At 61.8% G+C, this 24,936-nt stretch carries 15 protein-coding genes; 3 read left to right on the forward strand and 12 right to left on the reverse strand.

Going from position 1 to position 24,936, the window contains the following annotated elements:
• Window positions 1-479 precede the first annotated feature (479 nt).
• A complete protein-coding gene (rpoD, locus tag PQR67_RS37315; protein ID WP_408467799.1) occupies window positions 480-2,477 on the forward strand; it encodes an RNA polymerase sigma factor RpoD in 1,998 nt (665 codons plus the stop codon).
• Window positions 2,478-2,610: 133 nt separating this feature from the next.
• On the opposite strand, the gene PQR67_RS37320 is transcribed toward rpoD, so the two are convergent.
• The 10 genes from PQR67_RS37320 to PQR67_RS37365 all read right to left on the reverse strand — a co-directional run bounded on the left by PQR67_RS37320 (window position 2,611) and on the right by PQR67_RS37365 (window position 19,353).
• Window positions 2,611-3,408, reverse strand: a complete 798-nt coding sequence (locus PQR67_RS37320) for a YfaP family protein (protein ID WP_408467800.1) — start codon at window positions 3,406-3,408, stop codon at window positions 2,611-2,613.
• Window positions 3,409-3,430: 22 nt separating this feature from the next.
• Window positions 3,431-4,249, reverse strand: coding sequence for a YfaP family protein (locus tag PQR67_RS37325; RefSeq protein WP_408467801.1), 819 nt, complete (start codon window positions 4,247-4,249; stop codon window positions 3,431-3,433).
• Window positions 4,250-4,407: 158 nt separating this feature from the next.
• Window positions 4,408-6,330: a DUF2300 domain-containing protein gene (locus PQR67_RS37330; protein WP_408467802.1), complete on the reverse strand. Its 1,923-nt coding sequence runs from the start codon at window positions 6,328-6,330 to the stop codon at window positions 4,408-4,410.
• Between the two features lie 11 nt (window positions 6,331-6,341).
• Entirely contained in the window at window positions 6,342-11,138 is a 4,797-nt protein-coding gene (locus tag PQR67_RS37335) for an alpha-2-macroglobulin family protein (RefSeq protein ID WP_408467803.1), read from the reverse strand.
• A complete protein-coding gene (locus PQR67_RS37340; protein WP_408467804.1) occupies window positions 11,135-11,935 on the reverse strand; it encodes a DUF1175 domain-containing protein in 801 nt (266 codons plus the stop codon). Before PQR67_RS37340 ends, PQR67_RS37335 begins: the two co-directional genes overlap by 4 nt.
• The gene (locus tag PQR67_RS37345; RefSeq protein WP_408467805.1) at window positions 11,936-13,726 is read right to left on the reverse strand and encodes a DUF2138 domain-containing protein; all 1,791 of its coding nucleotides are present in this window, start codon (window positions 13,724-13,726) and stop codon (window positions 11,936-11,938) included.
• A 516-nt stretch (window positions 13,727-14,242) separates the two neighbouring features.
• Entirely contained in the window at window positions 14,243-15,436 is a 1,194-nt protein-coding gene (locus PQR67_RS37350; RefSeq protein WP_408467806.1) for an aminotransferase-like domain-containing protein, read from the reverse strand.
• Between the two features lie 133 nt (window positions 15,437-15,569).
• Window positions 15,570-16,742 carry an NAD(P)/FAD-dependent oxidoreductase gene (locus tag PQR67_RS37355; RefSeq protein ID WP_408467807.1) on the reverse strand — a complete coding sequence of 391 codons (1,173 nt, stop codon included), beginning with the start codon at window positions 16,740-16,742 and terminating at the stop codon, window positions 15,570-15,572.
• A gap of 31 nt (window positions 16,743-16,773) precedes the next feature.
• Entirely contained in the window at window positions 16,774-18,273 is a 1,500-nt protein-coding gene (gene amaB / locus PQR67_RS37360; protein WP_408467808.1) for an L-piperidine-6-carboxylate dehydrogenase, read from the reverse strand.
• 234 nt (window positions 18,274-18,507) lie between these two features.
• Complete coding sequence (locus PQR67_RS37365) at window positions 18,508-19,353, reverse strand: HTD2 family dehydratase (RefSeq protein WP_408467809.1); 846 nt, start codon at window positions 19,351-19,353, stop codon at window positions 18,508-18,510.
• A 233-nt stretch (window positions 19,354-19,586) separates the two neighbouring features.
• Here PQR67_RS37365 and PQR67_RS37370 point away from each other — a divergent pair, with 233 nt between their 5' ends.
• On the forward strand, window positions 19,587-20,405 hold the full coding sequence (locus PQR67_RS37370; protein WP_408467810.1) for a 2OG-Fe(II) oxygenase: 819 nt from the start codon (window positions 19,587-19,589) through the stop codon (window positions 20,403-20,405).
• Between the two features lie 667 nt (window positions 20,406-21,072).
• A complete protein-coding gene (locus PQR67_RS37375; RefSeq protein WP_408467811.1) occupies window positions 21,073-21,792 on the forward strand; it encodes a glycosyltransferase in 720 nt (239 codons plus the stop codon).
• 356 nt (window positions 21,793-22,148) lie between these two features.
• On the opposite strand, the gene PQR67_RS37380 is transcribed toward PQR67_RS37375, so the two are convergent.
• Complete coding sequence (locus PQR67_RS37380) at window positions 22,149-22,424, reverse strand: hypothetical protein (protein ID WP_408467812.1); 276 nt, start codon at window positions 22,422-22,424, stop codon at window positions 22,149-22,151.
• Complete coding sequence (locus PQR67_RS37385) at window positions 22,424-24,640, reverse strand: DUF6531 domain-containing protein (protein ID WP_408467813.1); 2,217 nt, start codon at window positions 24,638-24,640, stop codon at window positions 22,424-22,426. Before PQR67_RS37385 ends, PQR67_RS37380 begins: the two co-directional genes overlap by 1 nt.
• Between the last annotated feature and the right edge of the window lie 296 nt (window positions 24,641-24,936).

The raw sequence follows: 24,936 nt of genomic DNA on the forward strand, positions 1-24,936 counted from the left end.
ATGACACGTCGTCAACCCCCTTCTGCGAATTTTCTTTTGGGCGAAGGCGAATCAACGCCAGAACTTGCATCCCTCCACGCCGCCCCTATATATAGCGAGGCAGCAAGAATGTGGGGACACCGTGTGAGGGCGCGCGACTTCATCTATAGTAGGAAGCTTGTTCTTAGGCGTGACGATCCGTCGACACGCCCCTGTGTCGAGCATCAACCCAATGGCCAGCGGCACGCAAACAGGCCTGCGGCAACGGCGCACGACAAAAGGTGTACGCACAATGAGCGCGAAGGCGCAAGGTCGTATATAATGCGAGCCGCGCGAATTTCGCACATTTCTATCGGCCCGCTTCGTGCGGGCTCATCTTTTTTGCTCCCCAGAGCACAGCCAAACAACCGCGTTGAGTCACTCAGGTGATGTTGAGCCATGCTCGAAACGCCTGACGGTCGCGTCTTGCGTCTCATAGCGAAGCCTCTAGAGGAGAATACGTGAACCCTTTTGATCGCGAAGATTCGCAACACGAAACTGCCAGCTACACCGCCAAGGCGCCCGCTGGCCGTACAGCCAAGGGCAAAGGCGCCGGCAAAGCGATCCCCGTAGCAGCTGAACTGCCGCCGCAACAAGCCGAAGAGCGTCAGCGCCAGATGCGCGCGCTGATCCAGCTGGGCAAGGAGCAAGGCTACCTGACCCATGCGCAGATCAACGACCATCTGCCCGACAACTTCGCGCAAACGGCAGCGATCGACAGCATCGTCAGCGCCTTCAACGACATGGGCGTGCAGGTCTACGAGCAGGCTCCGGATGCGGAAACCCTGCTGCTCAACTCGAACGCCCCTGCCGTGGTATCGGACGATCAGGCTGACGAGGAAACCGAAGTCGCGTTGTCGACGGTCGATTCCGAGTTCGGCCGTACGACCGACCCGGTGCGCATGTACATGCGCGAAATGGGCGCAACCGAGCTGCTGACCCGCGCGGGTGAGATCGCAATTGCGAAGCGCATTGAAGACGGTCTTCACGAAATGGTCCAGGCGATCGCCGCTTGCCCGCTCGCGATCTCCGCCATTCTGGCGAGCGCCCAGCAGGTCGCGGACGGCGAACTGCGGATCGACGAACTGGTCGACGGTCTGAATGAAGACACGGTCGCCGCGGAAGAAGCCAGCACGGACGCCGCAGCGGACGTTGATGCCGACGCGACCGACGATGACGACAGCGATAGCGAAGACGACGACGATGCCGCTCCGGCCGACTCCTCGGCAGCAGACGAAGCACGCCTGAAGCAACTCACCAGCGACTGCCTGGAAATCTTCGCCCAGGTCGGCATTCTGTCCGATCAGCAGAACGCCTCGCACACACGCGGCGACGTCAGCTCGAAGGCTTACCTGCGCGCTCGCGAAGAAATCCAGCAACATCTGGCGAAGATTCGCTTTACGGCTCGCACAATCGACCGCCTGTGTGGCGACGTGCAGAGCCAGGTCGCACAGGTTCGTGCGATCGAGCGCAACATTCTGCAAATCGTCGTGACGAAGAGCGGCATGCCGCGCGAGCAGTTCATCGAATCGTTCAAGGGCCACGAAGCCGACCTCGGCTGGACCGAGCGCGCTGCCCGCGGGACGTCGTCGTTCGGCGCCGCGCTGGAGCGCCATCTGCCGGCCATCCAGTCGGAGCAGCAAAAGCTGATCGACATCGAGGCAACCGTCTCGCTGCCGCTCAAGCATCTGAAAGAGATCAATCGTCAGATGGTTGCGGCCGAGTCGAAGATGCGCAAGGCCAAGAGCGAGATGATCGAGGCGAATCTGCGTCTCGTGATCTCGATCGCGAAGAAGTACGTCAACCGCGGCATGCTGTTCCTCGATCTGATCCAGGAAGGCAACATCGGTCTGATGAAGGCGGTCGACAAGTTCGAATATCGCCGCGGCTGGAAATTCTCGACGTATGCAACGTGGTGGGTTCGTCAGGCTGTGACGCGTTCGCTCGCCGACCAGGCGCGCACGATTCGCGTGCCGGTGCACATGATCGAAACGATCAACAAGCTCAACCGCATTTCGCGCGAGATCCTGCAGCAGACCGGTCAGGAAGCCCATCCGTCGGTGCTGGCAGAACGCATGGAACTGTCGGAAGAGAAGGTGCGCGGCATTCTGAAGATCGCCAAGCAGCCGGTGTCGATGGAAACGCCAGTTGGCGACGACGGCGACGCCACGCTCGGCGACATGATCGAAGATTCGGCAGCGTCCTCGCCGGCCGACGCAGCCATGCAGGCCGACTTGCGCGCCGCCATCGACGACGCGCTCGACTCGCTGTCGCCGCGCGAAGCGAAGGTGCTGCGTATGCGCTACGGCATCAACACGAAGTCGGACCACACGCTTGAAGAAGTCGGCAAGCAGTTCGACGTCACGCGCGAGCGGATTCGTCAGATCGAAAGCAAGGCAATGCGCAAGCTGATGCATCCGAGCCGCGCAGACCGTCTGAAGTCGTTCCTCGACCGTTAAGGTCAAGCAAGCGGTTGCGCTTGCCGTGCGCCATGCACGGCAAGCGCATACCGGGATTCATCACGGCTCCTGCCGATTGTCCCTGGCGGCCGCCGGGCTCCGCCGGCAAAAACACCCCCCTCGTCTCCCTCGCTTAAGGCATCACAAACGTCTTCGCGAGCATCAGTTCGCCCGGCTTGCGCATCGGCACCCGGATCGTTTCGCTCTTCTCGTTTGGCGTATTCTCGTTCGTGATGATCGTCACCTGAGCGACAGTCATATCGCTGCCGCTATTCCCGTTGCCGAAGTAATTCACGTAGACCAGATACGTGCCCTTCAACGGCGCTGCCGACGAGTAAATCTCCGGCCCATAGCCGGTCGTCACATCCACGTCGAGCGAGCCGCCGTTCGGCGCAACACGGTCGCCGTACCAGGTGTGCACGCCGTCCGGCGAAACCACATGCAAGTCCAGATCGGTGCCGTCGGTATCCCATGCGAGCACGATGCGTAACTTCGGCTGGGTTTTGCCGCTATACGCGTCGTAAAACTGCACGCGCTTGCGTGAACCGTCCGGCGCCCGCAACTCAACGCCGTTGCTGCCGGACGGAAACGCGTAAGGCCGCGAGAACTTGCCGTCTTCCTCAATGCGTTGCGGCAACGGCGTACCGTCGACCACCAGCGTACCCACCGTGGTGCCCTTCTTCTTCGGCGTGTTACGGATCTGCCCCTCGATCAGCGCGAACTTCGACTGACCTTCCGGTGTTGTCACCGTCACGGCCGGGTAATGCACATCCTGCGTATAGCGCTGGCTATCGCCGCTCGTGTTGCGCCAGCCGTTCAATGGCGCGCCGAAGTCGATATCGCTCGCGTACGCTACCGTCGCGGCCTGCAAACAGGCGACGACGAGCATCGTCCAGCCAGTCTTCCCCCAACCCGTCGTCTTGACCTTCATCGTCACTGCTCCCATCCCGCTGTCAAAGTCGCTCGCTTTTCACGAGCAGCAGGTCGCCGATCTTGCGCAGCGGCACGACCATCGTCTCACGCCGCTCGTTTGGCGTATTTTCATTGAAGACCAGCGTCAACGTCGCGGTAATCACGTCGCGCTCGTGCGCGGCGGCGTCGAAGTTGTAGCCGGTCGAATCGAAGTTGCCCCAGTAGTTCAAAAAGAACAGCCACGTGCCGTGCTCGGGCGCCGCCGACGAAAATATGCCGGGCCCCGCACCGTCCACCGAGTCGACGTCGAAGCCGCTGCCGTCTTCGAGTGTGGGATTGGCGAAGAACGCATGCAGACCGTCCGGTGTGATCACGTGCAGATCCACCTGCGCTTTCGGGTCGTCCCACGTGACGATCGCGCGCAGCTTCGCTTGCGGCTTGCTGTGGTCGGCTTCGTAGAACTGCATGCGCTGGTGCTGCCTGCCGTCGGCGGAAATAAATTCGATGCTGTTCGACCCCGCGCCGAATGCCCACGGGCGCGCGAATGCGCCTTCGTCGTCGGTATAGAGCGGCGTCGGGTTGCCGTTGACGACCAGCGTCGGCGGCTTGCGCGCGTGTTTGTCGAAGTGCTTCAGGCGCCCTTCGATCAGCGTGCGATAGCGCTGCGCGCCACGGTCGACCGGTGGCCGGGGATACGCCGCGACGAAGTGCTCGCCCTCGTTCGTTAGACCACTGTGACGCCAACCGCCGAACGCACCGGTCAGATCGGCAACCGCACCGCTACCGTCGGCCGCGCCTGCCGCTTGCACATTCGTCGGCGTGGCCGCCACCAGCGCAGCCGAGGCCGTAGCAATGGCCATGCGAATTCGAAAACCGCGTGTAATAGGCGGCAAGGTAGTTGCCGTGCGAACTCGACGGCGGCGCATAAGTGAGGGCAACGCAACAGCCGCAGGAATCCGAACACGGCGCATTGAAGGCGGCACGCGGAACATTTGCGAAAGCGGGCGCGAGATCGAGTTCATTGGATCGGATCGTCGGTGCGGATCAACGTACGCGCGGTACGTTCGACAAACTCTTCATCGACGCCACGCGGATGATGCTGGAACGCAAGGTGAAGATATTCATGCGCCAACGCGATACGGTCCTCCTCAGTCTGCAAGCGATACACGTACACGCGATTACGCTGCGCGTCCTCATAAGGTCGTCCTTCGCGCACCTCGCACACGGCCGGCAGATCGGGTGTCTCATAGCCGGCCGCGCCGGCCATGCGCCGCGCCCACAGCGGCGCGTTGCGCTGCAACCATTGCTGGGCGCCGGCCACCTGGATGCAATCGCCGGACAATGGGCTCTCAAACGACGTCAAGGTCGCTTGCGGCCAGGTGCGCGCGAGAATGGCGTCGAAAGTGAGACCGGTTTGCGCGGATGCCTTCGCGGCGAGCCAGCTCATCTGACCGGGCGCGGCCTTGTCGTGGTGATACTGAACCGGCACACCGATGAGCACCAGTGCATCAGTCAGATCAGCCGCGCGGCGCGCCGCCGCGGTCGCCGCGCGCGGCAGGACGCGCTGTGTGTTGCTGCTGTCCTCGATACGAAAGCAACCTTCATCGTGATTGCCATGCTGCACGACGTAGGACCGCGCCGCCACCGCCAAAGCTTTCGCCGCTTCCGGCTGGCTCGTATCGCCTTCGCGCTCGACCACCCGTGCAACATAGTCGTTCATGCCGAAGCGGCCGACCACTTGCGGTGCACCCGCGGCGTTGCGATCCAGCCGCAGCTCGCCACGGCTTTCCACACGCGCCCAGTTGCCGTTGACAAAACCGATCCGGAAATCGCCACGCAGCGGACCGTCAGGCACCGCTGCCGGCCCTTTGTCGCCAAGTACCTGGCGAATCGGATAACGGCTGAAGAAATCGACCAGTACGCACCCGTTGTCGTCCGGTACGGTGACTTGCGTAAGCAACGGCGCAATGCGCGGCGCAGCGGCTGCCAGCACGCGCGCGCTACCGCCGGCGCCACCCAGCCAAACCGGCGTGCCGTCAGCGAGCCAGCCTGCCGCACCGCCGATCGAGGCACCGGGCCGCGCCGGGTCCGGCATCGTCCACGTCTTGGCACGCAGCACGCTGCCGTAGAGCGACACGGTGCCCTCACCGCGCCCGCTCGTCAGCACCGACACCAGCGTACTCGCTGCCGCTTCGCGCGGCTGTGCAGGCATCGCCTGCAATGCGGCAAGCAGGTCGGACACCGGCACGCGGCGCGTGGGCGTCAGCGCGTGGAGGTCGCGCAGCCAGACGGGCGCATGCGCCGCCGTCCAGTACTTGCGCCAATCGGCGGCATCGAGTTGCAGGCGCGCGGGCTCGAAAAAGCGTCCGCACGATTGCACCAGCGCATGTTCGCGGTCGATGTGACCGCCTGTCATGCAGCAATACACTTCTTCAGGATCGCCGCCGTTGCAGACGTAGTCCGGCGTTGAGATATTGCGGCCGACCAGATAACCATAGACGAACAGCTTCCACACGCTGCCGAGCGGTGTCTCCAGTGTCGTTGGCAACGGACGTGCGGACTGCGGCGCGAGACCATCCGCGGCACCGGTGGCCGCGGCGTTGAATTGCCAAAGCTGCGCTTGACCGTCGCGCAGCCAGGCGAAGTGCAGCGTGTTTGCCGAGGATGCGGCCGACGCCGCAGCTGGCATTGTGGCTAACGCCGCCTTTGACAATGAGCTTGACGTCGACGCTAACGACGCATTCAGCGATGAGCTTGGTACCGGCTTTGACGACATAATCGGCGACGAACCTGGCACAGCCGCTAGCGACGCGGTCGGCAATGCAGTAGCCGCAGTCGCGGTCGCACCCACGCTGCTAAAAACACACCCCGCCCCCACCACGAGCGCGACCCGCAGCGTAGCGGCCAGACGATCGCGCGAGTGTCGGAGAGCGGAGAACATGGCGGTCTCGCTTACTGAATACGCAACGTCGTCACGCGATCGCTCTTGCCGCCTTCGAACGCCTTGGCGTCCGGCTGATACATGCGGAAGTAGCGAGCCGGCGGCAACGCGAACGTGCCCGGCAAGGCAAAGCGCACCAGTTGCCGTAACGTCACAGGTCGATCGAGCAAGGGCACCGGCTGGTGATAAGCCAGCTCGCCCATCTCATACGACGCGGCACGCGCGAACGGCTGCGGACCGCTTGCCCCATCCTTTGCGCCCGGCAAACCGTCGATCGACACGCCCCAGCTGGTCGCCTCGACATCGCCGCCCGGCGGCAGCGGCACGTCGAGCAGACCGTAGTGGTATGCGTTGCCCGAGCGCGGCGTGAGCGTCACTTCGTCGACGTACAGCGCATTGCTGTCGATCGCATCGCCTGACTTGACGAGACGCGCGGTGAATGCCGAGCGGCCCAGTTGACTCTCGGCGTCACCCTTCTTCGGATCGACCTTCACTTCGAGCGGCTCGAGTTTGTAGAAACGGCGTTCGACCGTGATGTTCAGGCGGCTGTCCTCGCTCGTATGGCTGCGGAACGAAATCAGTGCATTCACATCGGTACGCGCGCCGCCTGCATCGAGCGTGGTGGGCAAGGCAGCGCCGGTCCACTTCCAGAGCGGCGTGCCGATCGGCGTCGCCGCGCGCGTCCAGCCCGCGCCTTGCAGCGACGGCAGCGAAGCCGGCGCCGTGTCGCCACCGAGTGCTTTACGCACCCACAGCAGGGTCAACGCGCGATCGAGCGTCGGGTAGTCGGCGCTGCTCTTCGCGAGCAAGGCCGATGCGTCGGTCGCCCCGGCGCCGTCGCCACCGGTCATGTAAAGCAGGCTCTGTACGAGCGGCGCGGCATCGTTAGCCAATGCGGTACGCGCGGCGCCCGCAGCCGTGTCGAAGCCGTCCGGCAGTTGAGCACTCGTGCCGCGCGCGAGGTTGGCGATCAGCAAAGTCGCCATCTGCTTGCCGCGCGGCGAATCGGCTTGCGCGAACACGATGCTGTCCGACGCGCCATACGTGGCGTTACCGGATGGCGCTTTGCTGGTGGCCGCCGCATCGTTCATCAAATCCGCCGCCACGCCCGAAACCGGCGTCGCAACCGGCAAGCCCATCTGCTGCATGAGCCACAGTGCCAGCGCGCGATGTAACAGCGGCTCTTTCGCACCGGCATCGCGATAGACGTCCAACGCATGCTGCCAGTTGTCGGCGGGCAGCGTAATGCCGAGGCTGCGGCTCGCGAGCCAGTCGGCGTAGTACGCGTAGGCGGTAATCAGCGAACTGCCGCCGGTCGTATCGCCCCACCAGCCGAACGTGCCGCCGACACCCGCCAGCATCGCCAGACGTTGGCGCTGATTGCGCAACAACGCTTCGAGCCCTTGCGTCGAACTGGCGCCGTTGTCACCACTGAGGCCACGGCCGATCGCATCGTGAGCAAGCGCCAGTGGAATCAGGCGGCTCGACGTCTGCTCGGCGCAACCGTAGGGGTAATTGATCAGATCGTCGGCGACGCGTGCGAATTGACTCGTGGCGCTGCCGATGAAGCGCACGCTGACGTCCTGCGCATCTTGCGGCAGATTGAGCGCTTTGTTCGAACCGTCGAGCGCCACCGTGTTCTGATGCAGATCGAGCCAGCCGCTCGCATCGAGCTGGATGGTCGTCTGCAAGCGATCCACGTCCTTACCCGCTCGACGCAAGCTCGCGTCGACCACACCGGCCTTCAACGCGCCCGTCGGCAGACGCAGATAGTTGGCGCCGCGCTTGAGCGTGACCTTCTGGTTCAAGGAGAGACCGCCGCCGTTGACCACCCACTCGGCGTCCACATCCGCGTCGGTCTGATTGAAGGCGATCATGTCGATGGCCGGCTGATCGTTGACGCGGAAATGCGAAGGCCCGCTCCACTTGAGATAGAGCGCCTTGTCCGAGCGCACGTAAGCGGTGCGTTGACCGACCATGCCGTCCGGCGCCGCCGCGCGCACAGTGACGCGCCAGCGGGCCAGCGAGTCCGGCATCCTGAACGTCATGGTGGCGTGCCCGTTCGCGTCAGTCTTCAGCGTGCCTTCCCAGGCGGCCGTGTCCTGATCGTCACGACGCGGCCGTTCGAGCACCTTCACGCCGCGCTCGTTGTAGTTCGCGCGTTGCGGACCGCCCGGTGCACCCTTCAACGGCGAGCGTGCAAGGTCGTACGTAATGAACGACAGACTCGACGACGTCCGCACATTGTTACGCCGCGGGTGATAGAAAAAGTCGACGATATTCGGCGCGATTTCCGGCTGCAACACGTAGACCATTTCATCGACCACGCTCACTGTCAGGTTCGCCGCTTCCGGTTTGCCGTTCAGCGTGCTGTCGAAATTCAGCGTGACCGTATCGCCCGGACCGTACACCGGCTTGTCGCTCTTCACGTTCAGTTCGATCTGCGGTTGCGCGACCACGATGCCCGCGTTCTGGAACACGTATTCGCCGGCATGCACGTACAGCACCGAGAACGTCATGTTCGGCGCGAATTCTTCACCGACCTTGATACGCGCTTTCCATTGCGAGGGGGCCACGCGTTGCAGTTGCAACCAGTCGCCGCCGGCCGTCAGCAAGGCACGGTGTTCGACGTTGTCACGCTCCAGCGTCAGGAGTGCATCGTCGACCGGCATCGGGAAGGTGATCAGCGCTTCGGCGGTGTCGCCGATCTTGTACCTGTCGCGATCGAACACGATTTCGACGCTGCCCGGGATCGCCTTCAGGCCATCACCCGCCACCCAATGGCTCGCAGCGGCCAGCAGATTGCCCGTGTCGTCCTTGACGGACAGCATGTACGAACCCGGCTCATCGAATTGCACCGGGAACGACAACTTGCCGCCTGTCGTGGCGCCTTTGAGCACGCCTTCGCCGTGTGTCTGCGATTCGAGGCGTGTCCATTCCCATTTGGCCGGCGCGTGCGAAGACGGATCGATCGACCCGAGCGCCTGCAGATCGAAATTGACCGCTTCCTTCGGCTGCGAAAACGACTTGGCCGTCGACAAGCGATACGGCGTCGCGCCGCGCGCGATCAGCACTTCACGCGTCACACGCACCTTGTAGGCCGCGCCGTCCTGCGCGAACAGCGTCAGCGCGTAGCGGCTCGGCTCTTTGGCAGCGGGCAGCGTGAGGCTCGCGTTGCCGTCGCTATCGGTCGTGAGTTCCTGCTGCTCCAGCTTGACCGGAAACAGTCCCGCATAGCGCAATTCACCGTCGACGATCGTCACTTTCTGCGCCCGCAGCGTGACCGACACCTTGCTGTCGCGCACCGGCTTGCCGTCCGGGTAGCGCAACTGGATCTTGCCCTTCAGTTGCTCGCCCGTCGCATAGTCGGCTTTATCCATCGACAGGTTGACGTCGAAATGCGGCTTCACATATTCGGCGACACGAAATGCGCTGCCGTATACATCGCCGTTGTAGTCGAAGCGCAGCGTATAGCCGCCGGCGGTGGCATCGGCGGGAAGCGTGAAGGACGACTCCGCGCCCGTGTCGGAAGCAAAATGCACCTTGCTGCTCGCCACCGGCGAGCCGTTCGGATCGAGCACGTCGAGCTTGATATCGGCCTCGGCGGGCGCGGTCGATTGCGTCGCGTTCTGGAACGTGCGGCCGATAAACTTCACGTGCACCGCGTCGCCCGGCCGGTACATGGGACGGTCGGTCACCGCATAGATCTTGATGTTGTAGATCTCGCTGTCGTAATAGAAATTCTCCGAGACGAACACACCGCCTTGCGGATCGGTGCCAAGCACGTAGCTGCGCTCGGGGCTCACGTGTTGCAGCACCAGCGCACCGTCGTTGCCGGTGGCACCGCTTTGCAGCACGCCTACGCCGTCGGTCCAGCTTACGTCGGTATTCGGCACCGGCTTGCCGTTATCGCGCCGCGCAGTCCACACCAGCATGCCGCTCGACGCCGCTTTCACGACCGCGACCGTGTCCGACACGAACAGCAAGGTATGCGCGCGATAGTTGCCGATCACCGCCTCGACGATATACAGCCCCGGTGGCAACTTGCCGACCGGAATCATCACGTTGCCCGAACTCGCCTCGATAAAGTTACTGCTGCTGCCCTCGAGATTCACGCCCTTCGGCGGCGCGATCACCTTCGCGTCCCAGATCGGATAGCGAAAGCGCGCGACCATGTCATAGCCTTTCAGCGGCGCGAACTGCGAGTTCTGCTGGAATTGCGTCTGCTTGCCGGTCTGCTCGCCGAGCTTGAATTGCGGCTCAGCCTGGGTCGCCTTGCTGCGCGTCGCGAACGACAGTACCCGCTGCCAGGCGCGGCGTGCTTCGGTGAACCAGCGGTCCCACAGATACGCCAGCGTATTCGCCAACCCTTCGCCCTGGTAATTCGGCGCGACATTCAGGCGATGCAGATTCTTCTGCGCCTTCAGGAAATCCAACGGCTTCGGCACGCGATACACGACGATGTCCGCGCCGCCGTACGCCTGCAACGCATCCTTGAACTCGCGGCCGGGCGCTTCGAGACGCACCTGCGCCAGTTGATCGCTGCCGAAGCTCGCATCCGAGAGCAGGAAGAACGGTTGCCCGTCGACCTTCTGCGCTGCAAAGTTGCTCGACGGCGCGGTTTGCAGCGTCGGGTTCGCGGCGATGTTGGTATCGGCGGCGGTGCTCGATGCATCGTCGTCGGCATGGGCCGTTGGCGCGATGACGAGCGTCATGGCCGCGATGAGCGCGAGCGCAGTGAAGCCCGCGCGACGATGTAAGTTGCCGAGCCAGGCACGCGACGCAGTGGCGAAGTTCATTCGGGTCATGGTGTCAGAAAGTCCAAACGAAACACGCCAACGAAATTCGGATTGCCGTCGAGCGGCTGCCAGCGGGAATCTTTCCATTGCATCAGGTCGGAGACGGCCACGGCGCGCAGACCGGTATCGGTCGGCGTAACGGTGCCTGTGTGATAAGCGATGTAGCGATCCAGCCAGATCATCAGATGCTGGTCGTCGCCCTGGTCGAAGAACAGCAGATCGCCAGGCAGTGCCTGGTTCACGTCTTTCGAAACAAACCGGCTATTGCGTTGAATCAGCGCGATCGCCGACGCGTACGCGCCGGCGGAGCCGTCGAGTTGGGTCCAGCGATTCGCGATGGTGCGTTGCGACGCGGACAGTTGCAGTTCGGGCGGCATGCTGCTGGCGTCCGCGAGACTGGTCATGCCGTTGGCGCGCAGCCATTTGCTGTCGTGCGGCTTGAGCGTCTCGCCGACAGCAAAGCGCACCAGACCCGCGCAATCGCGTTGGGTCCAGCGCGGCGTCGGGCCGTGGCGCATCTGCTGGTCGACGATACGCGCGAACCAGGCGCGAAACGCGGCGGATTGCTGCGGCGAGAGCGCGTCGGGATCGGGCGATGCGGCGGTGCTGGTAAGCGCATGGGCATAGGGCGCGAGGCTGGCCATCACGAGCGCCGACCCGGCGCGCGCGAGCCACTTGCGGCGAGCGGCGCCCGGCGTATCGCACGCGTGGGCGCTTGCATGCGCCGCAGGAGCACGCGCGGGCGCTTGCACCGCTACGCGCGCATCCGCCGCGGATGCCACGTCAAAGACGTGAAGGCGGCGCATTCAATCGCCCTCGGTGCCGGGCTGGTCCGCAGGAGCATCCGCCACACCGGCGTTTGCAGCGCCGGCCGCACCCGCCTGCGCGCGATCGAACCACCATTCGACCGGAACCCAGCCGGTCGACCCCGGCAAGTTCTGCGGCAGCGTCAACGACACTGGCGGGTAGTGCGCAAGCGCATGCAACTTCGGCACGAGATGGGTGCGCGACGCATTGCGGAACACCGCTTCCTGATCCGCCGGCAACGCCGCACCCGCTTCGCGCTCGATCAGCGCAGCCGCGGACGAAGGCGTGAGCGTCAAAATCGTGCGCGGCAGACGTTGCGGCGCGAGCGTATCGGCGAGCGCCGGATAGCGCTTGTCGAGCACGGCAAGCGTGTCGTCGACCAGACGTGAATCGGGGGAGAAGATCAGATAACCATGCGCCAAAGCGAGCGTCACCGGAAAATAACGCTCCGCAGAGAGTTGCGATGCGAACGACGCCTTGCTGGACACAGCCGTGCCCGAGCGCGCGCTGACCGGCCGTTGCCACACGGTAACGCCGACGCCCTGGTCGTGCTGCGTAACCGGCAAGCGGCGGTAGCCCGAACCGGCGTCGCCCGATTGCGCCGCCTTTGCTTCGTATGCGCCGATCACATCGCCAAAGGTCTTGCCGAGCGAAGTCTTCAGCGCAGCGATGCTCGCCGCGTCCTGGGTCTTCACGCGCGCGACGAACACCGGTGCGACCAGGGTGGACTTCGCATACCAGCAGACGGCCGCGGGACCGGCGAGCTGATCGCCGATCGCAGCGGCGCCGTCCGCACCAACCTCGGCTACCTTGCCCAACAGGCCCGAGGTCTCTTTCCAGTCGGCCGGCAAGCTCGTACACGCCGCCGGATTGGCCGGCAACGCGCGCCACAAGTCGGCGCTATTCCACTCCTGGGGCAACTTGCCCGGCTCGATCAGCGCCGAGGTCTGCCAGTTCGCCGCCGCATTGCCGTTGGTCGAAAAATCGAATCGCAGTGCATCGATGCCGGAGAAAAATGCCTGATAGCCAAACGACAGATAATTCGCCGACACCACCAGCCGATGTCCCTTCGGCGCATCGCCAGGTGCGTCCAGCCGATAGGCACTCGCCGCATCGTCGCGGCCGGATGAGAGCATCTCGGACACGGCGTCGGCCCGCTCGCCCAGCAAGCCGCCCTTCGGATCGAGCAGCACGCCGGGTGCGGACATCACGACCAGGCGGTCGTCTTTTGTCGCGAACAGAATCGTGCGGCCCACCGCCAGCTTCAACGCGTAAACCGGTATGTCGCCGGAGAGTTTGGCGACCTGGCTCAACTGCGAGTCGCTCGCCGCGACGTTGCCGAAGCCCTGCAGCAGCTTCGCCAGACCGTTTCGGTGGATCGACATCAGCCAATAACCCAGGCGGCCGTCCGGTGAGCGCCACAGCAACACATGCGCGGGTTCGTCGAAGACGCGGCGAATCAGTTCATCGCGCCAGTCCAGTTGATGTTCGAATGCGAGACGCCGCAGCGCGCCCTCCGTGGACAGCCGCGTGTCGTTCGATTCGTAATAGTCGACGAAGTCCTGGGTCAGCACATCGTGCAACAGCGGCACGCGCAGAATGTCGCGCGGCAAACGCGAGAGCGCCTCGCTGTCGATCACCGCATCCGGGTGATGAATGTCGAGCACGATTTCGCTATTCTCGGCGGCTTTGCGATGCGCGAATGGACGCCACACCGCCTGAATGACCACGCCGGCCACGACCAGAAGACCGACCACCAGGATTACAATCTTTTTACGCGACATCTTCATCTGATTTTTTCTGGTTCGATGCGACGGTATTAACGTGGATGACCGATGAATTAACGCATCGGAATCATTCGCCGAAGGCAGCGATCATAACCGATATTGATAGATCAAAGCCGGCAGCGCCCTCCATTTAACAATCAGCCATGTTTCAGGAGTTTGACGGAAATACTGGACGAATGGAATTAAACCATTAGAAGACGCAGCGCAATAAAAACGGCCGTTTGAGTTAAACCAGCATGCAAAGAAGGCGGCTGCGTACAAAGGAGACGGCGCACGCACCTGCGGCCTTGAGCGAAGCCGAGGGAAGGCCGCGGGCCGGGCTCGGTCGCGTGTGACACGTGTCACACGTGTGACGCGTGCGGCATTGCGCTGCTTTACCGGATCGGCCGGTCTATGCTAAATCGCCGCTATTTAGCGTTGACATAAATAACCCGCTATGCACCGCGTGCTCACCGGGTTATTTCAAGTATTGCGCTTACAGCTTTTCCACCAATACCGTGTTAGCCATCTTAGCCACCATCAAACGAGTGCGAGCGCCTGCTTCATTCTCTGCACGCCGGTTTCGATTTCGGCGACACCGGGTGCCGCAAATGACAGGCGTAGTGCCGCCAGATCAATATTGTCTTTATAGAATGCGACGCCCGGCACGAACATGACGTTGCGCTCGATACACGCGCGCAATGTGTCGGACGCATTCTCGCCGCCCGTCAATTGCGCCCACACGAACATGCCGCCGGCAGGACGATGAAACGCGATAGCGTCACCCAGATGCTCGTCGAGCGCGTCGCACAGCGTGCGGCACTTCACAGCGTAGGCGTCGACGATCCGTGGCAAATGACGCTCCAACGCGCCGCTCGCGAGGTATTCGGCAGCAATCGCCTGGGTCCACGGCGAACTGCATAGATCGACAGTCTGCTTGGCGACCACGCAACGGCGCAAGATTTCCGCATGCGCGACCATCCAGCCGACCCGCAGACCCGGTGCGACTATTTTCGACAGACTCGAAAAATGCACCACCCAGTCGCGTGAACCGGGCACCTGGTCGCTCAACGCCAGCAACGACGGCAGTGCCGTGCCGCTGAAACGCAGGTCGCCATAGGGATCGTCTTCGACGATCAGAAAATGATGGCGCGCCGCCAGTTTCAACAACGCCATGCGACGCTCGAGCGACAAAGTCGCGCCGGTTGGATTGGCAAAGGTCGGAACGGTGTAGAGCAGCTTCGGCGGCCGCACTAAGCCCGCTTCGAGCAACGCGGCGAGCGCGGCGACATCGAGCCCGTTCTGATCGACCGGCACGGTCACCACGTCGGCCTGCTGCAGCTTCAGCGCCTGTAAGGTCGCCGGATAGGCTGGCTGTTCGACCAGCACCACGTCGCCCGGCGCAACCATCACGCGCAGCAGCAGATCGAAACCCTGCTGCGAACCGGTCGTGACGAGCAACGCCTGCGGGGCGCAAGGCGTACCGCGCCGCGTCATCAGCTGGGCCAGTTGCTCCTTGAGGACGGCGAGGCCATCCGTCGGACCATATTGCAAGCAAAGCGTGGACTGTTGCGATGCACGCGCCGCGGCCGCATCGAGACCTTCGCGGTCGAACAGATCGCTCGCCGGATAACCGCCGGCAAACGAAATCATGCCGGGTTGCGCCAGATACTTGAACAGCTCGCGGATCGGTGAACCGGTCGGCGCTTCGAATGCGGGATTGAACGTGAACATGGTGACGGGCCGTTTATCTTTTTGAAGGAAGACCGGCGTCGATTGTGGCCATCGTCCGGATGGGCGGCAAACGATATCTACGCACTACGTATTGCGTTTTCCGCATCACCTCGAACCGCCTCGACCCCGCCGGCTAAACCACGTTCTTCTCCACGATCGGCCGGTTTTCGAGCACGCGGGTGAAGCTCAGCGAGCCCAGATCGAGCGTCGTGTAGCGGCCATGCAGAATCAATTCGCTGATACCGCGGCCAGTTGCCGGGCCCTGCTGCAAACCATGCCCACTATAGCCATTGGCAAAAATGCAGTTATCGACATCCGGGTGATAGCCGATGATCGCATTCTGATCGAGCACGTTGTACTCGTAGTAGCCAGACCAGCAGTTCTGCACCCTTAGCGCTTCGAATTGCGGCACGCGATGCGCGAGCGTTGGCCAGATCACGTCGTCGAATAGGGCGTGATCGACTTCATCGAGCGGCAAATCGTCGGGATCGTTGTCCGCTGACGGTGACGTACCGCAGATGAACGACTTACCCTCCGGCCGGAAATACACGCCGCCCGGATCGATCAGCAACGGACAATGGTCGAGCCGCGCGGGCGACGTGACATTGAAAATACTGCGGCGCCGCGCGAACACCGGAAGATCGATGCCGGCCATCTGCGCGACTTTGCGCGACCACGCACCGGCGGCGTTCACCACGAAGTCGCAGGCGAAGACCTCGCCATCCGCGGTTTGAACTTGCGTGACATGCTTGCCGTCGCGACGCAGCGCGGTAACGTCGGCGGCTATATAGCGCGCGCCGAGCGCCTGTGCCTTCTTGCGCAGCGCCTGCACGAGGCCATAACCGTCGAACCAGCCCTCACCGCTTTCGCCGTAAGCGCCGGCAATGAGATCTTCGGTATTGAGCCAGGGAAAGCGCGCTTGCAACGCGTCTTTGGCGAGCAAACTGATATCCGCGCCGAGCGCCGTTTGCAGCGCGTGATTCTCACGCAGCGTCGCCTCACCGGCCGGCGTGGCGAGAAACAGATAGCCGCCTTCGTGCAGATCGATCGACGGCTTCGCACCGTCGATCTCCAGCCGCTCGCCGATCGAGCGCAGAAAGTCGATGCCGAACAGCGACATCTGAATGGACAGCGGCGTGGAGAATTGCTGGCGAATGGACGCGGCCGACAATGCCGACGACGACCGCGCATACGTCGGATCGCGTTCGATCACGGTGACGCTGACCGACGGATCGGAAAGCCGCAGAAAATACGCAATCGAGCTGCCGATCACCCCACCGCCGACGATCACGACTTTGGCACTCACGTCTTACTCCACGAATAGCGCAGCCGCTCTATCAGCCGATGTTGAAGTCGATGCCCTGCGCGAGCGGCAACGCCGACGAATAGTTGACCGTGTTGGTCGCACGGCGCATGTAGGCCTTCCACGCATCCGAACCCGACTCACGACCGCCGCCCGTTTCCTTCTCGCCACCGAACGCGCCGCCGATTTCCGCGCCGCTCGGCCCGATGTTCACGTTAGCGATACCGCAGTCGCTGCCCGAATCGGACAGGAAGCGTTCGGCTTCGCGCAGATCGGTCGTGAACACGCACGACGACAAACCGTGCACCGCCGCGTTGTTCGCCTCGACCGCATCCGTGAAATCCGAATAGCGCAGCACATACAGAATCGGGGCGAAGGTTTCCTTCAGCACCACCTCAGTTTGCGACGGCATTTCCACAATCGCCGGACGCACGTAGTAGCCGCCTTCATGGCCCGTTACCTCGACGCGCTCGCCGCCGAACACCTTGCCGCCTTCGGCCGTGGCCTGCTGCAGCGCTTCCTGCATGCGCGCGTAGGATTGCTTGTCGATCAACGGCCCCATCAGCGTGCCCTTCTCGAGCGGATTGCCGATCGGCACCTTGCTGTACAACTGCTTCAGACGTTCGATGGTCTTGTCGTACACGCTCTCGTGCACGAACAGACGCCGTAGCGACGTACAACGCTGCCCCGCCGTACCCACTGCCGAGAACAGGATGCCGCGCATCGCGAGTTCGTGATCCGCCGTTTGCGCGACGATACCCGCGTTGTTGCCGCCGAGTTCGAGCAGCGAGCGACCGAAGCGCTTTGCCACTTCAACACCGACCGTGCGACCCATTTCCGTACTGCCCGTCGCGCTAACGATCGACGCGCGCGGGTCGGCCACCAGCTTCGCGCCGACATCGCGGCCACCGTTGATCAGCGCGGTCAGGCCGGCCGGTGCATCGCCGAATTCCTTCAGTGCCTCGCTGAGAATCTGGTTGACGGCGAGCGCGGTCAGCGGCGTCTTTTCGGACGGCTTCCAGATCACGGCGTTGCCGCACACCAGCGCCAGCGCCGCGTTCCACGACCACACCGCTGCCGGGAAATTGAATGCGGAGATGACGACGCACGTGCCCATTGGATGCCAGGTTTCAGCCATGCGATGGCCCGGGCGTTCCGATGCAATCGTCAAACCGTACAACTGGCGCGACAGACCGACCGCGAAGTCGCAGATGTCGATCATTTCCTGCACTTCGCCCATCCCTTCCTGCAGGATCTTGCCGGTTTCGAGCGTGATGATGCTGCCGAGCGCGTGCTTCTTTTCACGCAGACGATTGCCAAGCAGACGCACCAGTTCGCCGCGGCGCGGCGCCGGGACGTTGCGCCAGGCGGTGTACGCCTCTTTCGCCTGGGCGAGGGCCGCATCGACTTCCGCCACCGTGTTGCTGGCCACGCGGCCGATGAGTTCACCGGTAATCGGCGAATGAACCGCGATGTCGCCGGCTTGCGCCGCGTGGGCGATGCCGAGGTCGGCGAGGATGGTGGAAGCGTTCATGAGAATCCCTTTAATTTCCGATACGAAACAAGAGTAAGTTCGGAAACTATACACGCGGGATTTTACGGCGGCAAGCGTATTTGCCCGGGGTGGCATGCCCGGGCGGTTGAACGGGCCGGCAATGGCTGATTAAGGGTTCACCGGCGCCAGGCGGCGCTGACCGGTTGGCGCACGGTTGATGGTCGGTTGGTGATGGTTCAGCAGGCGGAGTCCGTTTCTTATTGGAAATATCCCCTACACAGCCACCACCGCCGTAGCACGCATGGTCAGATAGCCTTCGTGGTCCTTGGCCCATAGATCGATGGTCTTGCCGTCGCCAGAAGGTTTGCCGCATACCGTGAATGGCTGACCCGCGAAGGTGGGCCGCACCGCCTTGAACGCGAAGCTTTGCAGCGTCGCGTCCGGTTGTTCACGACGCACCAGCTCGACAAGGAGCGTCGCGATCAACGGACCGTGCACGATCAGGCCGGGATAGCCTTCTACCTCGGTCACATACGGGTAGTCGTAATGGATGCGATGGCCGTTGAAGGTCAGCGCCGAGTAGCGGAACAGCATCAAGGCGTCCGCATCGACGGTACGGCGCCACGTTTCGCCCTCCGGAGCAAGCGCCGCTTGCGGCGCGCGGGCGCCCTCTTGCGGCGCGTCCCGGTAGACGATGTCGTGCTCTTCTTCGAGCTTCAATTCACCAGCGGCTTCAATCGTGTGCTGCACCGTCACGAACACGAGACGGCCCGAGCGGCCGGTCTTGTCCTCGATATTGGCGATGGTCGACGTGCGTTTCGCATGCTCGCCAACTTTGAGCGGCGTGTGGAACGTCAGGCGTCCGCCGGCCCACATGCGGCGCGGCAGCGGCACCGGCGGCAGAAAGTCGCCGCGCTTCGGATGACCGTCCGGGCCGGCCTCGGACAGCGGCGAGACCGGCAGGAAGTACAGCCAGTGCCAGAGCGGTGGCACCGTATCGCCCCTTTCTTCGCGGTCCAGGGTCGCGGCCATGGCCGTCAACGGAAAGGCGGTGATGTCGTCTTCCGTCACCAACTCCTTGTCGAGCCAGTCGTCGAGTTTTTCTGGGGAAGCGGACATGGGCAAAGTCTCCGAATACGCGGGTTGGGCGAGATAGGGTTTTACTACGAATGTCGCATCAGGTTTCGCGAGGCTTGCATTTTCGATGCCCTCGCATCTACGTGGCTAGATCGAGCGGCGTGGTCATAACGCATAACGATACGGGAATTGAAGAGCAAGAGTCGGAGTGCGTCACCTAAGGCCTCTGCTTACACTCAGTCATCGTTCGATGAATAGCCTTACGGAGAATGCTCATGAATACGGTCGCGAAGGACTCGCACCCGCAATTGCCTGCATTGGAACTGGAACTGGAGTTGGGGTTCGAGCCCAAACCGAAACACACGGGAGCACGGGAGTCCGCCGCCGGCTCGCTGACGCAGCGTGTCGACGCGATCGACTGGTTCGGTGTCGAAGAAGAGCTGAATGGCTACGGCTGCGCGATGCTTCCCAATCTGCTCAGTGCGCAGGAATGCGACGCGCTGAGCGCGCTCTATCCGCGCGACGACCTGTATCGCAGCCGCGTCGTGATGGCGCGGCATGGTTTCGGCCGCGGCGAATACAAGTATTTTGCGTATCCGCTGCCGCGACTGGTTGCGGATTTGCGCACGACGCTCTATCCGCGCTTCGCGCCAGTCGCGAATCGCTGGAATGAAGCGATGAATATCCATGTGCGTTATCCGGCCGCGCACGGCGACTTTGTCGAGCGTTGTCACGCCGCTGGTCAGTTGCGTCCGACGCCCTTGCTTCTTCAATATGCCACCGACGACTACAACTGCCTGCATCAGGATCTCTACGGCGAGCATGTGTTCCCGCTTCAGGTCGCGATTCTGCTGTCCGAGCCGGGTGAGGATTTCACCGGTGGGGAATTCGTGATGACGGAGCAGCGTCCGCGGATGCAGTCGCGCACGGAAGTCGTGCCGCTTGGCAAGGGCGACGCGGTGGTGTTTGCGGTTCATCACCGGCCGGTGCAAGGTACGCGCGGCGTGTATCGGGTGAATCTGCGACATGGCGTGAGCCGGTTGCGCTCGGGTCATCGGCATACGCTCGGGGTGATTTTTCACGACGCGACGTGATTGAGAGGTCGACTTGAGGTCGGCACGGCGCCAATCGGGTCTCAAGGGACGCGCCGCCAAACCGTGAACCAATTCCGCGCGGCCTCCATCCTTACCGGGACAGTGCTCCTGGCCGGCGGGCGCCGCACGCTCCCGTCCGCGCCGTGCCGCTGCTGCGTTGCCGCAAAAATTCCGCTCCGGCAATTTTGAACCGGTATCATCCGGGAAAACCCGAACCCGCCGGAAGCGCTGCGCCACCCTTTTCAGCGCTTCCGGCGTGACTGTTCGAGTGTTATCGCCCGTCGTCCGACGGGACTGTGTTGGCGACTGCTGGCGTTGACGAGGATCAGGCAAAAGCACCGGCACTCGCTCGACTGGATGGCGTCGTCGCGCAGTTATTCGATCGGCTGACGCACCTCGCACATCCGACTCTTGCGACAAGTTTGTCTTCCCTCCAGCTCGCGTTGCGCACTCGCCAAAAGGTATGCCCTGAACACCAGTGGTGCGCGCGAGATCATTGGCTTCTTCTCGGCGATGTAACTCCTGACGTGATCACCAGCGCTGCATACCTGATGACGGTGGTCGCGTGAGTACACAGTGGTGCCTCGGACGACCGGTATTTAAGATAATCCGGAGTGGTCGCCGATAGATATAATCCGCCGTTCCACCAATCCCACCACGAGCCTTCATGCGAGTCGCTATCATTAGCGCCTACTATAAAGAGCCGCACCACGTCTTACGAAGATGTCACGAAAGCGTTCTCGCGCAGTCAGGTAACGTGACCCACTTTATGGTCGCCGATGGATTCCCTGTCGCTGAAGTTGATAGCTGGACAGGTGTGGTCCATATCAAGATTCCCAATCACGGCGACTACGGGGATACACCTCGCGGTGTAGGTGCCGCGTGCGCGGCGGCCAATGGATTTGATGCGATCTGTTTTCTTGACGCCGACAACTGGTATGAGCCAAATCATGTCGAAACAATGCGCATGATCGTCGAGAAAACGGATGCGCAGGTAGTCACGGCGGTTCGAAATATTTTCACTACCGACGGCCGTATACTCGGCATCTGTCAAGAATCCAACGGCGTCGATTTCAACGACACCAGCTGTTATTTCCTTATGCGCTCCGCCTTTCCCGCATGCGCAGCATGGCTATTCAAGGACGCACGCGAAAGCATCAGCGGCGACAGGGTATTCTGGAACGCCGTGCAAACCGGTGGCTACACGCGATTCCATTCAACCGCGCCAACCGTCAACTATGTGAGCACGCTCGCATTTCACTATGAGATGTTCGGAGAAACTCCGCCCGACGACTCAAAGGTCATTGTGCAACTGAAGGACCGCCAGCATTTTCAGATGGTCAGTTACGCAAAATTTAAGACGATGCGTCGAGCGCCTGGTCGGTAGTGGCAGTCGTATGTAGTTCATGCTGGCAGCGTGGGTCCATGGCCGGCCGCTTCACTTCAACGATAGGGCACAAGACGCCATTACCAGAACGACCTGTCTGATACCGCAGTTGCGCGCGCGCAGCAAGAGCATCGGTTCCGCTGCGGCGCTGCGCCGAGGGAAACGATGATCAGTGAGAAACAGCGGCCCCGAATTCACCGACTGTTTCTGAACGACCGCGACGGCGCGCGCAGCGCCACCGGACGATCGTGAAAGGGGACAGTTGCATCTCGCCTTCGAACATCAGCGGTACCGCTTCCGCCCCCTCGGGGTTATGAAAAAAAGTCAGTCGGTCATATCACTCTATCTCTGGCCAATTACCCTTCTGGTGGCCTCTCGATTGGGTGCTGCGTAAAGGTCATGTATTGCTGGATCTCCGGCTGCCCCAGCGCAATCAGATTGAGCACGCCACCACCAAACCGCCGCACAAATTCGTCGTCAATCCTGAAATCAAATTCGTCTAGCAGGACCGGCACTTCGAGTTCTCCAGCCAAAACTGGGGCCACCTTGGCTCGTGAAACAGATTGCACAATCAACCATTGACGATCTTCGTCGTAAGTTATTACCACGGAACATGGCGGAAACTTAGTCATCAACGCCCTCTGCAAGTTTGATAATCGGCAAACGCCTGCTGTTCGCACTTCGCGACACCCCGCGTCCCCCCCATCATTTTGCCAAACACAATGCATTTGAACATGTCATGTTCATATCGAGCATGACAGTGTGCCTCGAGCCACTCATTATCCCCGCTGCTCCCACATTTAACCATTCCCCCGTCACCGCCCGCTGCTCCAAAAAGAGCGCTATAAAGCATTGACCTCTTCGCAGAACTGGTCAGATCCGGCACAAGAGTAGGATAAGGAATCTGCGACTGATCGCTCAGCATCAGCTCCGTTGTCTCGCCCCACTTCGGAAGCGTTTCGCTCAATTCGCTACCGAAAAGCTTCCCCGTGAGCTTCGCTTTCCACGCCACATAACATTCAACGCACATGTCTGGAACGAAGGCTCCGGCATCAGACTTGACCCCCGTGAGCATAGGAGGTGGCGCAACCGGATCATTGCCCAACTCCCAGTTGGTCAGCCACACGCCTAGCTCAGCGTCGCTGATCGGCTGCCACCACGCGCCATTCGTTGAGACCTTCGCTGAATGTGACGACACCTTGCCATTCGCGGCATACCGATAGTCGACTGCCAGTACGCGGGAAAGCCCGCCATTTATCGGACTTGCCGGTTCGTTGTACTGAAACGACGTTACGCGACCGCGCTCATCGTAAGCGATGCTAGCCTGACCGCTGTTACCTGCTATTTGTGTCGCACGGTTCGCTGCATTACGCTCAAGCGTTCGCATCGTCCAACCCGAAACGGCATCCTTCGTCGTCGCGATGTTGCCCTTTGCATCGTAAGCGTAGGTCCAGTCCTCAAGCTTCTGGCCGTCCTGGATGACTGCAGCAGACAGGAGACGGCCCACTCCATCGTAACTAGCGCCCACCGTCATCTTGCTACCCGTCCCGACCGCCAGCATCCCCTGTTCGCCTGTAAGGTCAGTCGTCTGGACCTCTGCGTAGCCTGTGGCATTTCCTTGCGTGTCATAGACAAACGCACGGATCTTGCCCGGAGTCGCAACTAGATGCGGACGCAACGAACCGGCGTCGGCATACTCGATCGTCGTTACGGTCTTATTTCCAGCAACCGTTGCAATTGCCTTCGTTGGCCGGTTGACGCTGTCCCACGTGTACTGGACACCTCCGTCGGGCGTCTGCCTCTGCTTCAGATTCCCCGCCGCATCCCACGCTCTCGATACCGCGCCAGCTGGCGTTGCAATTGTTCGAGGGCGCAACGTATCTCCGACATCAAACGAATACGTCGTGGTGCCGGACATGTCGCTGAGCGTCGTCGTGCCGGAAAGATAGCTGAGCGACACATTGCGTGTCGTGTCGGGATGCGTGACCGAGATTGCACGTCCGCTGGAATCGTAGGTCCACGTTGCAATCCGCGAACCGGATTCGTCTTTTACGCCAGTCAACGCGTTTGGGAAACGTGCGTCCTCGTACAGATACTGACGAACGTGGTTATAGGCTGCCGTTACCGAAGCAAGATTGCCCTTTCCGTCGTAAGCATAGTTTGTGGGCATTCCCAAAGGATCAACGAAGGTAACGATACGGTCGTTACTGTCGTATTCCACACGAATTGACGTCGAGGTTTCCGGTATCACGTTATCGACTGGCCACTGGGCGATAACCGACAGCCGCTGCCTGCCGTCATAGGAAACCTTGCGGATAACACCCGTGCGGGTTGTTTCGGAGTAGAACTTGCCGGTGGTATCCGAGTAGGCTTCCGTCGTACCAAGCAGTTCGTCCTTCAGGTAGAAGTATCCGTCGCCAGCTTTCGTCAGGGAGAGCCAGCGATTTCCCGGCACGACCCACGCGCCGCCAATCCACTTGAACATCAGGGCTTGCTGGTCACCCCGATAAGCAACAATATGCGGCACGCTCGCCTTGGCCCCAAGCAGATCAAGCCTGCGCTGCCAGTTGTTGACCCAGTTGCGCCCCATCGCCGTCTGCGTGGTGTCATAGGGATTCGAAAGATATGTACGCTTAAAGACCAGTGGAAGCGTATCGCCGCTCGCAAAGTCAGCCTCGGAAAGCATGACAATGCCCTTCGCTGGCAACACCGGGTCCGCCACCGGGCAGGAGCCGTCGGACTGAGGCGGAACACGTACACCACCGCAATAGTCGCTTATCCAATCCGAAGCGTTAGGACAATTGTAGTAATTCATTGAGCTGTACGGATCGTCGTCGCCCAACGACATAGGCGAAGTTCCTGCGACCTGGACAGCGCAGGTCGGTGTCCCGGGACCCCACGAGATTTCTGATATATCTGCATGCATTGCATGTAATCGGCCGCGTTTGCGCAAAACGCGACCGCAAGAAGCACAAATGCGGCAAGCAGCCGTGCCGCGATACGTGCTGGACTCTCATCAGGTCTTTTTGTTTTTCATAGTCTTCCTTATTAGTTGTACTTGTTTGAAGCCCAAGCACCCTATAAGGAGCCGTCCATCCCCGGCTATCCGACAATTCCTAAATTTGCATTTTCTTTATGTCGGCA

The sequence above is a fragment of the Paraburkholderia fungorum genome (genome assembly GCF_046026025.1).
Lineage (GTDB): Bacteria > Pseudomonadota > Gammaproteobacteria > Burkholderiales > Burkholderiaceae > Paraburkholderia > Paraburkholderia fungorum_E.

Coding starts and splice junctions, on each gene's coding strand:
- amaB (WP_408467808.1), bottom strand. CDS start 18,273: ATGAACGCTTCCACCATCCTCGCCGACCTCGGCATCGCCCACGCGGCG.
- PQR67_RS37340 (WP_408467804.1), bottom strand. CDS start 11,935: ATGCGCCGCCTTCACGTCTTTGACGTGGCATCCGCGGCGGATGCGCGC.
- PQR67_RS37385 (WP_408467813.1), bottom strand. CDS start 24,640: ATGTCGTTGGGCGACGACGATCCGTACAGCTCAATGAATTACTACAAT.
- PQR67_RS37370 (WP_408467810.1), top strand. CDS start 19,587: ATGAATACGGTCGCGAAGGACTCGCACCCGCAATTGCCTGCATTGGAA.
- PQR67_RS37375 (WP_408467811.1), top strand. CDS start 21,073: ATGCGAGTCGCTATCATTAGCGCCTACTATAAAGAGCCGCACCACGTC.
- PQR67_RS37320 (WP_408467800.1), bottom strand. CDS start 3,408: ATGAAGGTCAAGACGACGGGTTGGGGGAAGACTGGCTGGACGATGCTC.
- PQR67_RS37345 (WP_408467805.1), bottom strand. CDS start 13,726: ATGAAGATGTCGCGTAAAAAGATTGTAATCCTGGTGGTCGGTCTTCTG.
- PQR67_RS37335 (WP_408467803.1), bottom strand. CDS start 11,138: ATGACCCGAATGAACTTCGCCACTGCGTCGCGTGCCTGGCTCGGCAAC.
- PQR67_RS37380 (WP_408467812.1), bottom strand. CDS start 22,424: ATGACTAAGTTTCCGCCATGTTCCGTGGTAATAACTTACGACGAAGAT.
- PQR67_RS37330 (WP_408467802.1), bottom strand. CDS start 6,330: ATGTTCTCCGCTCTCCGACACTCGCGCGATCGTCTGGCCGCTACGCTG.
- PQR67_RS37365 (WP_408467809.1), bottom strand. CDS start 19,353: ATGTCCGCTTCCCCAGAAAAACTCGACGACTGGCTCGACAAGGAGTTG.
- PQR67_RS37325 (WP_408467801.1), bottom strand. CDS start 4,249: ATGGCCATTGCTACGGCCTCGGCTGCGCTGGTGGCGGCCACGCCGACG.
- PQR67_RS37350 (WP_408467806.1), bottom strand. CDS start 15,436: ATGTTCACGTTCAATCCCGCATTCGAAGCGCCGACCGGTTCACCGATC.